Below are 14911 nucleotides of genomic sequence, written 5' to 3' on the forward strand. Positions count from 1 at the left end.
TCGGAGAGAGCGATGAATCAAGACAATGTATTAAAACAAGTCGCTGCAATGGCAAATATTGCCGATCGATATGTCAGCGCTTGGGGCAGTGAAGCCCAAGTTGAAGACGACACTATCCGTCGTCTTTTGGCGTCTCTTGGCTATGACACCAGTAGTGATCAAGCTTTGCTGCAATCGGCAGAGAAGAAACACAAAAAAGATGTATTGGATCCGGTACTCGTGGTGCACCAAGGTGCGGTGATTGAAGTGCCGCTCTATCTTGGCGTGAGTGCCCGTGAAAGTGAATTTGATTGGTGTTTGCAGACTGAGCAAGGCGAGGTGTTAGAAGGCTATCTGCAATCACAAATTGTGCGTGATGAGCGTGCCCAAGGTGGGCCTTTGGTGTTTATGTTACCCACTGATTTACCGTTGGGTTATCACCAATTATTGATTGCTCGTAAGCGCCGTAAAGTTCCGTACCAAATGACGCTGATTGTTACGCCATCGGCCTGTTATAAGCAGCCAGCTTTAAGCCAAGGCAAAAAGCTATGGGGACCGAGCGTCCAACTGTATACCTTGCGTACTCAGCACAACTGGGGGATGGGCGACTTTGGCGATTTGAAACAGTTGGTGGCGGATATTGCGTCTCGCGGTGGTGATTTTGTCGGTTTAAACCCGATCCACGCTCTGTTTCCGGCCAATCCTGAAGGGGCTAGCCCCTATAGCCCATCATCGCGTCGTTGGCTCAATATTTTGTATATTGATGTCAGTTCCGTGCCTGAGTTTGCATTAAGTGCCCAAGCACAACAAAAGGTTGGTAGCGCTGATTTTCAGTTGCGACTACAAAAAGTGCGTGACGCACACTGGGTTAATTACACTGAAGTGGCAGAGCTAAAAATGAGCGTATTGCCACTGCTGTTTGCCGAGTTTAAAACCCGCCATCTGGATAAACAGACCGAACGCGCGCGCGCTTTCTTGAGTTTTGTGGCTGAAGGTGGTGACAGTTTATTACACCAAGCGGCATTCGATGCGCTGCATGCCCAATTACATGCGGCAGATAGTTCGGTATGGGGCTGGCCTGTTTTCCCTGAAAAATATCGTCGTTTTGATAGCAGTGCCGTTCAGAAATTTATTGAAGATCATCAAGATCAGGTAAATATCTACCTGTACCTACAGTGGGTAGCCGATACACAGATCCACGAAGTCCAGTCATTAGCGGAAGAAAAAGGCATGGCGGTGGGTTTGTATCGTGACCTTGCGGTTGGCGTGGCGGATTCGGGCAGTGAAACCTGGGCGGATCATGGTAATTTGCTGCAAGATGTCAGCATTGGCGCACCGCCGGATGTGCTCGGGCCTTTGGGGCAAAACTGGGGCTTACCACCACTTAACCCACAAGTTTTGCAAGCCACAGCCTATGATGCGTACATCAAACTGCTGCGGGCTAATATGAAGCATTGCGGTGCACTGCGGATTGACCATGTGCTGGGTTTGCTGCGTTTATGGTGGATCCCGAAAGGGGAAAATGCTACCAAAGGTGCGTATATCTACTATCCGGTCAAAGATATGTTGGCGATTTTGGCGCTGGAATCGCACCGTCATCAGTGCAGCGTGATTGGTGAAGATTTGGGCACGGTACCGGATGAAATCGTCGAGTTGCTGCGTGATGCAGGGGTTCACTCGTACAAAGTCTTCTTCTTTGAAACCTCAAAGCAAGATGGTGGTTATGTTTCACCTGCCCATTACGCCGAGCAATCGATGGCGGCACTTTGTACTCATGATATGCCGACTTTGCGTGGTTTTTGGCACTGTGATGATCTGAAAATGGGCCGTGAAATTGGCCTCTATCCAGATGAGGATCAGTTGCAAGGTTTGTTTGCCGATCGTTTAAAATCGAAACAAGGCATTCTCGATTCTGTAGCTTGGCACGGTTATTTACCTGCGGGAATTGGCCGTGATGCCACGTTAGTGCCGATGGATCGCTATTTGAGTGAAGCATTGCAACTGCATCTCGCGGCTGGCTCATCAGCCTTGCTCAGTGTGCAGTTAGAAGATTGGTTAGAGATGGATAAACCAGTCAATATTCCGGGTACGGTCAATGAATATCCCAACTGGCGTCGTAAATTATCGATGAATCTAGACGAGATCTTCGCCCGTGAAGAAGTGAATCGGATCGCGACACGTTTAACCGAGGTGCGCAGTAAAGCCAGTCAATAAAGCGTTTAGTGACCAATTGCTTAACAATCACCGAAAGAAGTTTCGGATTGGTCACTCTTTCCTGCCCGATAAGTCCGGTAAGATGGAGACACGCTTGGCCCGCGATTTGCGGGCTTTGTTTTATACCCCAATAACTTGAAGGCGCTGATCCAATATTCCGCTTTTTAAGCCACAAGGGATATCTCGTGAGTTAGGTTAGGAGTTAGCTTTGAAGAGCACGAAAAATCCATCATCGATCCCAGCAATATATGATCAGTTAGCGCGAGCGGCGTTCGCCGATCCTTTTTCATTTTTAGGTCCTTATCTTACTGAGCAACAAAGTAGATTACGAGTTTGGATGCCAGAGGCGGATAAAGTCGAGTTAGTGGTGGAGGGGCAGCCGCGTATTGAATTAGAGCGTGAAAGCCCTGGCGGTTTTATACTCAACGATTGCCATAACTTGCGCGACACTCACTACCAGTTGGCGGTAGATTGGGCGGGGATCGAGCAGCTGATTGATGATCCATACCAATATCATGCGATTTATGCTGAATATGAAGATTTACATACCCCAAAGCAGATGTATCACCAGTTAGGGGCGCAGTTTGTCACTTTATCCCGTGCTGGTAAAACGGTGTCTGGCGTGCGTTTTCTGGTTTATGCACCACATGCCACTGCGTGTAGTTTAATTGGGGCATTTAACCATTGGGACGGTCGTCGTCATCCGATGCAGCGCCTAGACTACGGGATATGGGGGATTTTTATTCCTGGTTTGAGCGAAGGCGTGCAGTACAAATTTGAACTCAAAGGCCCACAGGGTGAAGGTTTACCGCATAAAGCCGATCCGTGGGGCTGCTATGCCGAGCAGTACCCTTCTTTTGCTTCGGTGACTTACGATCATCGTCGCTATCAGTGGCAAGACCATGCATGGCAACAGCGTCCTGTAACCGAAAAACGTAAGCAAGCGCTCTCGTTTTATGAGCTGCATGTCGGCTCATGGAAGCGGGGCGAACACGGCGAATTGTTGAACTATCGTCAATTAGCCGATCAATTAGTGCCTTATCTGCTTGAGATGGGTTACACCCATGTTGAACTGATGCCTGTGGCGGAACATCCGTTTTATGGTTCTTGGGGTTACCAGCCGATTGGTTTGTTTGCACCAACCAGTCGTTATGGCTCGCCTGATGACTTTAAATATCTGGTCGATAGCTGCCACCAAGCAGGAATTGGCGTGGTGCTCGATTGGGTTCCGGCGCATTTTCCCTCCGACTCTCATGGTCTGGCCAATTTTGATGGCACACCGCTGTACCATGACCCCGATCCGCGCCGTGGTTGGCACCAAGACTGGAATTCTTATATCTACGATTTAGGCCGTGAACATGTACGCCGTTTGTTGGTCTCGAATGCGCTGTATTGGTTTGAGATGTTCCATATTGACGGGATCCGCGTTGATGCGGTGGCTTCAATGCTGTACCTGGACTATTCGCGTAGCCATGATCAATGGATCCCGAATATTGATGGTGGCCGTGAAAATTACGATGCAATCGCCACCTTTAAGTGGATGAATGAAGAGGTGTACAAGCATTTCCCGAATGCGATGACGATTGCCGAAGAGTCAACCGCCTTTCCCGGTGTTTCTGCGCCGACATTTGTTGGCGGTTTAGGCTTTGGTTTCAAATGGAATATGGGCTGGATGCACGATAGCTTATCCTACATCAAGCAAGATCCAGTACATCGCAAATACCACCACAATACGTTAACTTTCCCGCTGATTTATGCGTTTAGTGAAAACTATGTGCTCTCTTTGTCACACGATGAGGTGGTGTATGGTAAGGGCTCACTGATCTATAAAATGCCGGGTGATGAGTGGCAACAAACCGCCAACTTACGCGCATATTTAGGTTATATGTATGGTCAGCCGGGTAAAAAGCTCAACTTTATGGGCACTGAGCTTGGACAAACCGCAGAGTGGGATCACGATGGACAGTTACAATGGTTCCTGACTCAGTTTGAGCGTCATGCTGGGATCCAACGCTTAGTGCGTGATTTAAACCATCTGTATCAGGCGCAGAGTGCACTACATCAGTTGGATTGTGATCCACGTGGTTTTGAGTGGCGCTTGCAAGATGATGCGGATCTTAGCGTGATCGCTCATGAACGAATGGATGAAACTGGTCAGCGTGTGTTAGTCATTACTAACTTCACTCCCGTTCCACAGCAAGCATTTAGGCTTGGTGTCCCACAGGGTGGGCGCTATCAATTGCTGCTGAATACCGATGCCAAGCAGTATCATGGCAGCGATTACTCGGTATTGCAGCAAGTCAGCACGGCAAGCGTGGTCAGCCAAGGTTTAGATCAATCCCTGTTACTGCATTTGCCACCCCTAGCGACGCTGTTCTATCTGTGGGTCGCTGAATAGCTGGTATTACCGCTCAAGCGCAAAAATTTAACCCGCTACGGCGGGTTGATTTTTGGCCGATCTTAGGCGATCGACAGCAAAGTTAATGGGTCACCATGACTTAGGATGCGTGATCAGATCATGCCAAAGCTGGTAAGCAGAAAAATCCCGAGCGTACAAGTTAACAGCGATACCACGGTGGTCAGGGCCACAATATTGGCGGCTAATAAAGCATTACCGCCCATTGCGCGTGCCATCACATAACTGGCAGCAGAAGTGGGTGCGCAACTCATTAAAAACAGCAGCCCGAGATCTAAGCTACGAAAGCCAAACATCCACGCTCCGCCCGTGATCAGTAAAGGAGAGAGCACCAGCTTATAGCCGGTGGCCAACCAAGCGCTGTGGCTATCTTGCTTTAAGGCATCCAGATTGAGTGATCCACCTGCACACAGCAGAGCTAGCGGTAAGGTCATGTTGGCGAAATAGTGGCCAGCATCGGTGACCATTTTCGGCATAGGTAGACCTGAGAGATAGCACACTAAGCCCAGTGCGATCGAGATGATTAACGGGTTTTTGGTTAATGTCTTCACCATGAATTTGCCCACTTGCCAACCATTACTCTCGCCGCGTGGGGTTAGAGCAATCACCGCCTGAATATTAAACAGGATCGAGGTGGCGGCAACATAAATGGCAGCTAGCGCGACACCGGCACTACCATACATATTGGCGACATAAGCCAAACCGATGATCGCGGTATTGGCTCGAAAGCTGCCTTGGGTGACCACGCCGCAATCATTGGTTTTGTTGATTAATTTTCTAACGCTAAACAGGGTAAAGATAAAAAACAGCGCATTGGCGATTAAGCTATACAGCACCAACGAGAGGCTGGAAGAGAAATCATGCTTCGAGCTAACAATGCTTAAAAATAGCATGGTTGGTAGTGTCACCTGAAACACAATACGTGAAGCAACTTCAATAAAATTTTCGTTGATCAGATTGATGCGTTTGAACCATACCCCCAAGCCGAGCATTAAGCAGATGGGGCCAGTAATGGCGGCGGAAAATTGCAGCTGAGCGAGAATATTATTCATATCAATCCATTGAATACACTTTTAATCCGTGCATTTTTCCACAGATTGATGCGCAGGAAAATCGGATTTTGGCGCAATTTTTTGTGAGCCATGTGCGGTAAATCATGAATCGCTTGGGTGGTCTACCTTATTTATGGGAGGAAAACCAATGACAATCAGTTATGCAACTATTTGATTATGTTACATGTTGTAAGTGCAGTGCTGGCTTGGTTAACAATTTTGCAATGATAATCATTTTTTGGTTTCAATCTGTGGGATCATGGCGCGGAATTCAGCCCCAATAAGGAAAATAATAATGAATAGAAACGACACTGTCCCGTTACCCACCAATACCCGCGAATGGTTTCTCCACCGTAATAGCTTGATCATTTTGGCCGATATTGCCCTGTTTCTCGCTCTTTACCATTGGCTGCCTTATGGATCCAATGTGGTACTAGGGCTCAGTATGCTGGTCTTTATCGCGGTACTTTGGTTAACCGAAGCACTGCATGTTACCGTGACCGCAATTTTGGTTCCGGTGCTGGCAGTGCTGCTAGGTATTTTTGATACTCAAGCTGCATTGAATAATTTTGCTAACCCGATCATTTTCCTATTCTTGGGTGGCTTTGCCTTGGCTGCCACCATGCACCATCAAGGATTGGATAAGGTGATTGCGGAAAAGGTGCTCACACTGGCATATGGTAAAATGAATGTGGCAGTTTTTATGCTGTTTGGAGTTACAGCGCTGCTTTCGATGTGGATTAGTAATACCGCTACTGCAGCGATGATGCTGCCACTTGCCTTAGGTGTCTTGAGTAAAGTTGATGCGGATAAGCAGCGCAATACTTATGTCTTTGTATTGTTGGGTATTGCTTATAGTGCCAATATTGGTGGCATAGCTACCTTAGTTGGCAGCCCACCGAATGCGATTGCGGCAGCTGAAGTTGGACTCTCTTTTACCGAGTGGATGAAATTTGGTTTGCCCACCGCGCTGCTGATGCTACCGATCGCGATTGGCTTGTTGTTTCTCCTGCTCAAGCCAAATTTAAGTGGTAGTTTTGCCTTACAACATGCGCCCATTGATTGGGATAAAGGTAAAGTGGTCACCCTAGCTATCTTTGGTTTAACGGTGCTGCTATGGATTTTCAGTACCCCAGTCAACGCGCTGCTTGGTGGTTTTAATAGCTTTGATACCTTGGTGGCATTAGGTGCGATTTTGATGGTCAGCTTTGCCCGTGTGGTGCATTGGAAGGAGATCCAGAAAACGGCAGATTGGGGCGTATTACTGTTGTTTGGTGGTGGTTTGTGCTTAAGTAATGTACTCAAACAGACTGGAACCAGTGTATTTTTAGCTAATACTCTCAGTGAACTTGTTGCCGATATGGGCATTTTTGTGGTGGTGCTAGCGATTGCGATATTTGTAGTTTTTTTAACGGAATTTGCCAGTAATACGGCCAGTGCCGCACTATTGATCCCTGTCTTTGCCACTGTTGCTGAAGTGTTTGGGATGTCGCCTGTGCTGCTGTCAGTATTAATTGCGATTGCCGCATCGTGTGCCTTTATGTTGCCTGTTGCCACACCACCGAATGCGATCGTGTTTGCCTCAGGACATATTAAGCAGAGTGTAATGATGCGAGTTGGGCTTTACTTGAATATCGCATGTATTGGTTTATTAACCATGATTGCCATGTTGTTTTGGCAACCATGAGCACATCGTCAGTGGATCAAAAATGAGGCCTGTATGGCCTCATTTTTGATCGTCGTTTTGCAACCAAGATTTATGGTGATGCATGAATTATTGCTGATTAACGAAGGTCTTAAAACGTGTTTTGGTTTCTGGATCGGCTTTTTGATACCAAAAATGCAGCATCTCTTCTGCGGTAGAAGCGGGTATCACTGTGCTGTCACTCACGCTGGCTGGCACTTGAGTTTCAACCCGATGATTGAGCGCGGCAATCCCACCGGTGCGGTTGTATTCCGAGGCTTCAAATTCAAAATTACGGCCAATTTGCATTCCCGGTTTAATCAATCGATCTTGACGCAGTTGTAGCGCTTGGCCTTGTTGATCAACCAATTGCCACTGCATGGTTTTGATAGATTTGTTGGCTTGGTTCGCATCACGATATTGCGGCAAAGCGAATGAAAGCTGCTGATTGGCGGCATCAAAAGTGGCGATCACCACTTCGCTCTCGACCATGATCCGATCACTACCTTGGTTAAAATAAGGTGCATAGCGGAACACGATTTGCTGTTCACCATCATTCAGCTCCAGTTTTTTATTGGCACTAAAAAAACCGCCCGATAGCTGCGGACTCGCGCCATTGACCACCAATAAATCGATGGTTTCGGGGATCTCGATAGTAACAGTGGCATGGGCTGAGGCCGCAAGGCAGAGCGCCAGTAAAGCAGACAGACGCGGCATAAATTTCATAGCAGATCCTTTGTGATATTTGTTGGTATGACGAGTGGGTTAAAGGGTGCGCTGTGAGGCCATAAAAGGCAAGCTTTACACTGGATAAAGTTAAGCAAATTCACTGAAATTTAACCGCTTCGTGGAGAGAGGTGAACAAGCCAAAACCAAAACCAAAACATTAGGGATTCCGGTCGGCAAAAAAATGCTTGGCTTGCTCAGCGATTATGTACTGTAAGCATTCCGTGGATCAGTAACGCTTTTCAGCGTCGATTGAAGTGATTACACTAAGCGGCGTTGCCGAAAGTGTCGGTAACTGCACAATATTCTCAGGGCGGGGTGCAATTCCCCACCGGTGGTATGCCGTAAGGTGAGCCCACGAGCGCTCGAGGTTTCGAGGTCAGCAGATCTGGTGAAAAGCCAGAGCCGACGGTAATAGTCCGGATGAGAGAGAATGACCAACACACTGCTGCTCGCTGTGGCTTTGCCATAGCGAGAGTGGTGCTTGGTGGTAAATTCAGATCCCTCTTACGCCCTGATTCTGGTCATTTTTTGGAGTATTACCATGAATCAGTCCTCATTACTTGCCGAATTTGGCGACCCAATCACTCGCGTGGATAACGCACTGCAAGCCTTGCGTGAAGGGCGCGGTGTATTATTGCTCGATGATGAAGATCGGGAAAACGAAGGCGATATTATCTACGCGGTTGAATCACTGACTAACGCACAGATGGCGTTGATGATCCGTGAATGTAGTGGAATTGTCTGCTTGTGTTTGACCGAAGCACAGGCCGATCGCTTAGCCCTGCCACCGATGGTGGTCAACAATAACAGCGCTAACCAAACCGCGTTTACCGTATCGATTGAAGCCAAACACGGTGTTACGACTGGCGTGTCAGCTCAAGATCGGGTGACCACGATTAAAACAGCGGCGAATCCACAAGCGAAAGCGGAGGATTTAGCGCGTCCGGGTCATGTATTCCCACTGCGTGCTCGCGCTGGTGGCGTGTTAGCGCGGCGTGGTCATACCGAAGGCACGGTCGATTTGATGCAGATGGCCGGTTTACAGCCCGCTGGTGTGCTGTGTGAACTGACCAACCCAGATGGCAGCATGGCTAAAACGCCAGAAATCATCGAATTTGGCAAGCTGCACAATATGCCGGTATTGACCATTGAAGATATGGTGCAATACCGCATTCAGTTTGATTTGAAATTGGCGTAAGCGTGCAAAAATTAGCCCTGATCGATGTGCTCAGGGCTGATTATTGCATGCTGCAGGATTGGAGTGACGATTACCAGCCGGCTTGCTGATGATCGATTTCGTTATGGATCAGTGTCACACACTGCGAAGCGAATAGCATTTTGGGACCAAGGCTGATTTTTTCGACGCCAAGCCGCTTCATCGAATTACCGCTTTTCTTGGGCATCGGGATGTGGTCGGTCAAAATAAAACACGGATTGGGGCCAATCTCAATCTCACGGATTGAATCGCCTTTTTTATCCATCATGTACAGCGAATGCTGCTCCGCCAATTCACCGAGTAGCGCTTCAAAGCTGATGGTGCGCACGGTCAATCCTGGCTGCACTACACGAGTTTGTTCTTTACCCATCCCCACTGACGCGTCGAGCGCTTTGACCAGCAGTGCCAGCAAGGCCGCTTCATGAAAGCCCCCGACATCACTGATGTGATTCGATTCAACCGTGATGGTGCGTGAATAATCGTGGGTGCTTTCCAGCACCAGATGGATCACCACATCTTCACGATGTGACTGAGCAGTAAACAGGCTGTTCATCATGCAGTGAGCCAAAATTTCGCTATGGCATTTGCCACCCACTTCTGCCAATAGGCGTTGGCTGTCGGTAGGGGCAGAGCGCGCTCGGAGGATAAAACTGCGCATGGGATTTCTCATTCGATGGTCATTCAAGGTCGAGTATTGTCGCTAAGCCGCTCGCGGTTGACCAGTGTTTTCTTATGGCCAAAGTAGGTCGGTTTGCCAGTGTTGAGCCAGAAAATCAATAAACTGTCTGACTAAAGGGGTTTGGTAGCTGCGTGATAAATAGACCGCCCAAATCGCGCTGCTGGGCAAAGGGTAATCTGGCAGCAGGGCTTGCAACTGGCCGGAGTGTAACAATGGATTAGCCAAATCACAGGGCAAGCGATGATTGATGAACTGGAGAATGGTCAGCATCCCCGCCAGCGGATTGGGGTTGCATACTGATATTGTTCAGGGGGCATTGCCCCCTATTCATTTGATGGTCATTCCTAAACTACGGCTTTGAACTACGATGGTGTTGGACGGTAAGCGGCCAGTGTCTTGTCACCAAGATTATTGGGTGTTGTCTGCCTCTGGCTTGTGGCACACTGAGCATCGTCCATTAGTGGACAGCGTTGCAAGCGTAGGGGAGCACAATGTTAAGAACACTTGGTAACATTATTTGGTTTTTATGTGGTGGGCTGGTCATGGGTTTAGCTTGGTGGCTATTTGGCGTGCTGGCCTTCATTAGCATCATTGGTATTCCGTGGGGGCGCGCCTGTTTTGTGATCGGCAATTTTTCATTCTGGCCATTTGGTTATCAAGCGATTGCCCGTGATGAATTGACAAATCAAACCGATATTGGCACCAGCGGATTTGGTGTGGTCGGTAATATTATTTGGTTTATCTTGGCCGGTTTTTGGCTGGCGATAGGGCATATTCTTTCTGCGGTGGCCTGTTTTGTGACCATCATCGGTATTCCGTTTGCATTGCAGCATTTAAAGCTGGCGATCATCTCTTTGGCACCGATCGGTAAAACCATCGTATCTAATCAAGACGCGGCGCGCGCTCGCTATGGGGTGCGGTAATTCAGATGATGAATGGCTCTTTCAACACGATCAGAGCGATTGTATTAGTGAGCCAGGCTGCTTAAGGTTGACAGCATAAGCGGCCAATTCGAAATATTTGGATGAGATATGCGTTGGGTACTCGCTTGTTGTGCGACAGATAGTTATGGTGAGACATCTTGCGTTTCAAAATGGGCTGTCTCTATTGAGTATATTGCAAATCTGAATGATGGCTAAAGAGAGCCCTGACTTGATGATTTGCTGTTGGCGTTGTAACTGTAGATGGTAAAAGCTGGGGTCAATATTATCGTCGGGCTCTACGACATTTAACTGCAACATGCCGATTTTTTTTACCAAATTAAGTGCTTGGATTGGTGCGAGTATTTGTGAATCGGTGAATAGATATTCTGTTGCATCGTGATTGAGTTGGTTACGCAGTTTAATTAGCTGCTCAATATCGTGAAAAACTTCATCAGGAATGACACCTAGCCCAAACAGAAGCTTAAGGCGAACGGAAAGATCGCCCAGTGGACCAGTATCGTGTAATAACGGTTCCACAACCGATTGCACCGCAAAATTATCTTTGCGGAAAATGCGTTGCATCAGTGCAGCAATGGCTTCGGTTAACACATCAACGGTGGTAATGAAGAACCCGCGTACCGTGTGGGTCTGATTCAAGCGCTCTAGTAGGTCGGATTCGTTAATTTTTTCTGCCATAAACTGATCTGTTGTTGGGTTAAGTCGAGAGAAACAAGTCTCTCTCGACATTGCAAGGCTTCTGATAACACTATTTTTCAATCGGTTATGCTGAGGCTTTAATCCATTTGGTTATAGAGCGTTTCAATTTGCTGCGCTTCAACACTGTCTGCTGCCAATCTTGTGTAGCGGGCAAGTGTAGAGCGAACCCCTTCTTTTTCAATAGCTTGTTGTAATTCGACGGCTTGTGGGTCACTGCTATTGCGGTATTTTAGCGCTGCGGCAATCCCTTTCAGTAACATGTCATTTGGCACTCCGTATTCAATTGTACCGAGTAAGGGTTTGATTAATCTATCATTTTCTCCAAGTTTTCTTAGTGGCTGACGAGCAACGCGATCCACTTCATCCACCAGATAAGGATTAGCAAAACGAGTCAGGATTTTCTCGATATAGGCCGTGTGCAGTGCACGATCAAAACCATAACGACGGATCAGCACTTCACCGCTTTCTTGCATCGCTTGTTTAACTTGTGCGTGTATTTGCGGATCTTGAATCGCTTCACGAATAGTACGGTGTCCCTTCAAGCCACCTAGATAAGCGGTAATGCAGTGGCCGGTATTTAAGGTAAATAGTTTGCGTTCGACAAACGCCATCAGATTGTCGGTTTTTTCCATCCCTGCAATCGATGGGATTTCGCCTTTGAACTGTTGTTTATCGACAATCCATTCATTAAAACTTTCTACTGTCACTTCTAGCGGATCATCGTTGGCGGCTTGTAGCGGTGGCACAATCCGGTCAACTGCAGAATCGACAAATCCTACTAAAGCATCGGCTTGTTGCTGCTCGTCTGGGTCCAGGCATTGGTACACTTGCTGCTTAAGATGGGTGGTACCACGTACCATATTTTCACAGGCGATGATATTCAGGGGTTGAGTATTGCCAGCCGCAAATCGAGCACTCAAGCCTTTGGCAATGGTTTTGGCAATAATATCCAGAACGGTTGGACCTACTGCAGTGGTGACTAAATCCGTTTTGATGATTCGCTCAATCAAAGCTTCGCTGTTACTGTTGACGGCGGTAACATGGCTAACGGTTTCCATTTTACATTCATTACCCACTACTTTGACGGTGTATTTTTGTTGATGACTCAACTGATCCACCAAAGGTTCGTTTACATCGGCGAAGGTAACGGCGATATCTGCATCAGACAGAAGTTTGCCAATAAAACCGCGGCCAATATTGCCAGCACCAAAATGAACTGCATTCTTTTTCATGTTTTACCTACCTAAATATTGAATTTTTACCTTATTGCTAGAGGCGAGATCAGCCACATAGGGGGCGTAACTGACCTCGATTTATCTCTGGAGCTAATACGTTATGCTGCTTGATTGGCGGTCAAAATGCTCAACACATCACTCACATCTTTGGTTGAGGTAAGTTTGTCGAGAGCGCTTGGGTCATCAAGAGCATTGGTAATGGTGGTAATGACTTGAATATGCTCATCATTTTTTGCTGCAATACCGATAACAAGTTTAGCAATATCGCTATTATCCTCGCCAAAGACCACTCCTTGTGGGTATTGGCAAATTACGATACCGGTTTTGATCACCCGATCTTTGGCATCCACAGTGCCATGAGGTACCGCAATCGATTCACCGAGATAGGTAGAAACCAGTTGTTCCCGTGCAAACATCGCATCGACATATTCGGGATGCACGTAGCCTAATTCGACTAATTTATTACCCGCAAAGCGAATCGCTTCTTCTTTATTCTTGGCATTCAAGCCAAGATGAATATTCTCTTTTTGTAGTTGAAAAATACTCGGAGGTTGGACGTCATAGCTGTCATCATTGGCGGCTAAGATGGAAGGTTTGAGCAACTGACTATCATTGGCCGCGTGGCGCTTAGCGGCGAGAAGTTGAGTCACTAATTGGTTGTACAGCGCACTGTCTAAGAAATTATTCAGTGAAATATGTTCGGCGTTTGGCGCGTGCTGGCGGGCACGGTCAGTCAAATCTTGGTGGGTGATGACAATATCGACATCCGCAGGCAGGGCATTGATTGCCATATTGATGACAGTGATTGGTAATCCGACTTCCCCCACTTTTTTACGCAGCATACTAGCGCCCATGGCACTTGACCCCATGCCCGCATCACAAGCGACGATGATGCTTTGTACGTTTGCCATGTCGATTTTCTTATTCTGTACTGTGGTTGGTGTCATTTGACCTTTGGAGCCGGCTTTCATCTCTTGCATCTTGGATGTGGCTTTTACCAATGCGTCTTTATCACCATCCTGCTCTGTGGAAGTTTGAGCCTTGATTAGTACAGCTGCGACGATGAAGGAGACGGCGGCAGCGGCAAAAATAGAACATATCACACCCAATATGGATCCTTTGTTGGCCATCAAAAGTATGGCAAAAATAGAACCCGGAGAAGCCGGTGAAACTAAGCCTGAGTTGAAAATAGTCAGTGTGAACACACCAGTCATACCTCCCGCGATCGCGGCCAGAATTAGGCGAGGATTCATCAAGATGTAGGGGAAGTAGATTTCATGGATACCACCGAAGAAGTGAATGATACTTGCACCGCCAGCGGTTTGGCGAGCGGTACCTTTACCAAACACCATGTACGCCAGCAAAATGCCGAGACCTGGACCTGGGTTGGCTTCAATCAGGAAGAAAATAGATTGGCCAGTTTCGTTGGCTTGTTGGATACCTAGTGGTGAGAAAATGCCGTGGTTAATCGCGTTGTTGAGGAATAGGATTTTGGCTGGTTCAACAAAGATCGATGTGAGAGGGAGTAAGTGGGCCGTAACAAGAAAATTAACCCCTGCCGCCAAAGCAGCCGATAACACCTTCACTAATGGGCCGATCAAGAAGAACGCGATGATGGCACATAGCATGCCGATAATGCCGGCAGAAAAGTTATTGACCAACATTTCAAAGCCACTGCGCACTTTGCCATCGATTTTTTTATCAAAAGCTTTGATTGCCCAGCCGCCCATTGGGCCGACGATCATCGCGCCCATGAACATTGGAATGTCAGTGCCAACGATCACACCCATAGTGGTAATCGCACCGACTACTGCTCCACGTTCGCCACCTGCCAGTTTACCGCCGGTATAGCCGATCAACAGCGGTAATAAATACGTAATCATTGGTCCAACCAAAGAGGCTAACGTCTCATTGGGTACCCAACCTGTTGGAATGAACAGCGCAGTAATAAAGCCCCACGCAATAAAAGCGCCGATATTCGGCATAACCATGTTTGATAAGAAACGGCCAAAATTTTGTATCTTGACCTTGGCGTCTGATGATATCATCTCGTCCCCCGTTGGATGT

11 protein-coding genes, 1 pseudogene and 1 riboswitch are annotated in these 14911 nt (G+C 47.5%); of the genes and pseudogenes, 5 read left to right on the plus strand and 7 right to left on the minus strand.

The genetic code is table 11. The features are described from left to right. The first annotated feature begins 12 nt into the window (after positions 1-12). Together malQ and glgB are read left to right on the plus strand one after the other, a co-directional pair. On the plus strand, positions 13-2193 hold the full coding sequence (gene malQ / locus OOK74_RS13945; protein ID WP_166015225.1) for a 4-alpha-glucanotransferase: 2181 nt from the start codon (positions 13-15) through the stop codon (positions 2191-2193). Between the two features lie 208 nt (positions 2194-2401). Beyond that, positions 2402-4591 (plus strand): 1,4-alpha-glucan branching protein GlgB, encoded by a 2190-nt coding sequence (glgB, locus tag OOK74_RS13950; protein ID WP_274721667.1) that lies wholly within the window; start codon positions 2402-2404, stop codon positions 4589-4591. A gap of 113 nt (positions 4592-4704) precedes the next feature. Here the strand turns inward: glgB and OOK74_RS13955 are convergent, their stop codons facing one another. Continuing rightward, the gene (locus OOK74_RS13955; RefSeq protein WP_274721668.1) at positions 4705-5661 is read right to left on the minus strand and encodes an AEC family transporter; all 957 of its coding nucleotides are present in this window, start codon (positions 5659-5661) and stop codon (positions 4705-4707) included. 295 nt (positions 5662-5956) lie between these two features. Here OOK74_RS13955 and OOK74_RS13960 point away from each other — a divergent pair, with 295 nt between their 5' ends. Then, positions 5957-7348, plus strand: a complete 1392-nt coding sequence (locus OOK74_RS13960; protein ID WP_278183332.1) for an SLC13 family permease — start codon at positions 5957-5959, stop codon at positions 7346-7348. Positions 7349-7435: 87 nt separating this feature from the next. On the opposite strand, the gene OOK74_RS13965 is transcribed toward OOK74_RS13960, so the two are convergent. Further along, the gene (locus tag OOK74_RS13965) at positions 7436-8071 is read right to left on the minus strand and encodes a DUF2057 family protein (protein ID WP_274721670.1); all 636 of its coding nucleotides are present in this window, start codon (positions 8069-8071) and stop codon (positions 7436-7438) included. 300 nt (positions 8072-8371) lie between these two features. After that, positions 8372-8510: riboswitch (FMN riboswitch) on the plus strand. 105 nt (positions 8511-8615) lie between these two features. Here OOK74_RS13965 and ribB point away from each other — a divergent pair. Then, on the plus strand, positions 8616-9272 hold the full coding sequence (gene ribB, locus OOK74_RS13970; RefSeq protein WP_274721671.1) for a 3,4-dihydroxy-2-butanone-4-phosphate synthase: 657 nt from the start codon (positions 8616-8618) through the stop codon (positions 9270-9272). A 70-nt stretch (positions 9273-9342) separates the two neighbouring features. Here the strand turns inward: ribB and trmY are convergent, their stop codons facing one another. Both trmY and OOK74_RS13980 read right to left on the minus strand, forming a co-directional pair. Further along, the gene (gene trmY / locus OOK74_RS13975; protein WP_274721672.1) at positions 9343-9948 is read right to left on the minus strand and encodes a tRNA (pseudouridine(54)-N(1))-methyltransferase TrmY; all 606 of its coding nucleotides are present in this window, start codon (positions 9946-9948) and stop codon (positions 9343-9345) included. Positions 9949-10020: 72 nt separating this feature from the next. Beyond that, positions 10021-10209: pseudogene (locus OOK74_RS13980) on the minus strand (LysR substrate-binding domain-containing protein); the annotation flags it as partial. A gap of 251 nt (positions 10210-10460) precedes the next feature. Here OOK74_RS13980 and OOK74_RS13985 point away from each other — a divergent pair. Beyond that, positions 10461-10892, plus strand: coding sequence for a YccF domain-containing protein (locus tag OOK74_RS13985; protein WP_274721673.1), 432 nt, complete (start codon positions 10461-10463; stop codon positions 10890-10892). 165 nt (positions 10893-11057) lie between these two features. Here OOK74_RS13985 and OOK74_RS13990 read toward each other — a convergent pair whose 3' ends face one another. From OOK74_RS13990 to OOK74_RS14000, 3 genes are all read right to left on the minus strand, one after another. Continuing rightward, complete coding sequence (locus OOK74_RS13990; RefSeq protein ID WP_274721674.1) at positions 11058-11588, minus strand: MltR family transcriptional regulator; 531 nt, start codon at positions 11586-11588, stop codon at positions 11058-11060. A 98-nt stretch (positions 11589-11686) separates the two neighbouring features. After that, positions 11687-12841 (minus strand): mannitol-1-phosphate 5-dehydrogenase, encoded by a 1155-nt coding sequence (locus OOK74_RS13995; protein WP_278183333.1) that lies wholly within the window; start codon positions 12839-12841, stop codon positions 11687-11689. Positions 12842-12942: 101 nt separating this feature from the next. Then, a complete protein-coding gene (locus OOK74_RS14000; protein ID WP_278183334.1) occupies positions 12943-14892 on the minus strand; it encodes a PTS mannitol transporter subunit IICBA in 1950 nt (649 codons plus the stop codon). Positions 14893-14911 lie beyond the last annotated feature (19 nt).

Source organism: Vibrio misgurnus (assembly GCF_029635775.1).
Classification (GTDB): Bacteria; Pseudomonadota; Gammaproteobacteria; order Enterobacterales; family Vibrionaceae; genus Vibrio; species Vibrio chanodichtyis.

Coding starts and splice junctions, on each gene's coding strand:
- ribB (WP_274721671.1), top strand. CDS start 8,616: ATGAATCAGTCCTCATTACTTGCCGAATTTGGCGACCCAATCACTCGC.
- malQ (WP_166015225.1), top strand. CDS start 13: ATGAATCAAGACAATGTATTAAAACAAGTCGCTGCAATGGCAAATATT.
- trmY (WP_274721672.1), bottom strand. CDS start 9,948: ATGCGCAGTTTTATCCTCCGAGCGCGCTCTGCCCCTACCGACAGCCAA.
- OOK74_RS13990 (WP_274721674.1), bottom strand. CDS start 11,588: ATGGCAGAAAAAATTAACGAATCCGACCTACTAGAGCGCTTGAATCAG.
- OOK74_RS14000 (WP_278183334.1), bottom strand. CDS start 14,892: ATGATATCATCAGACGCCAAGGTCAAGATACAAAATTTTGGCCGTTTC.
- OOK74_RS13960 (WP_278183332.1), top strand. CDS start 5,957: ATGAATAGAAACGACACTGTCCCGTTACCCACCAATACCCGCGAATGG.
- OOK74_RS13995 (WP_278183333.1), bottom strand. CDS start 12,841: ATGAAAAAGAATGCAGTTCATTTTGGTGCTGGCAATATTGGCCGCGGT.
- OOK74_RS13955 (WP_274721668.1), bottom strand. CDS start 5,661: ATGAATAATATTCTCGCTCAGCTGCAATTTTCCGCCGCCATTACTGGC.
- OOK74_RS13985 (WP_274721673.1), top strand. CDS start 10,461: ATGTTAAGAACACTTGGTAACATTATTTGGTTTTTATGTGGTGGGCTG.
- OOK74_RS13965 (WP_274721670.1), bottom strand. CDS start 8,071: ATGAAATTTATGCCGCGTCTGTCTGCTTTACTGGCGCTCTGCCTTGCG.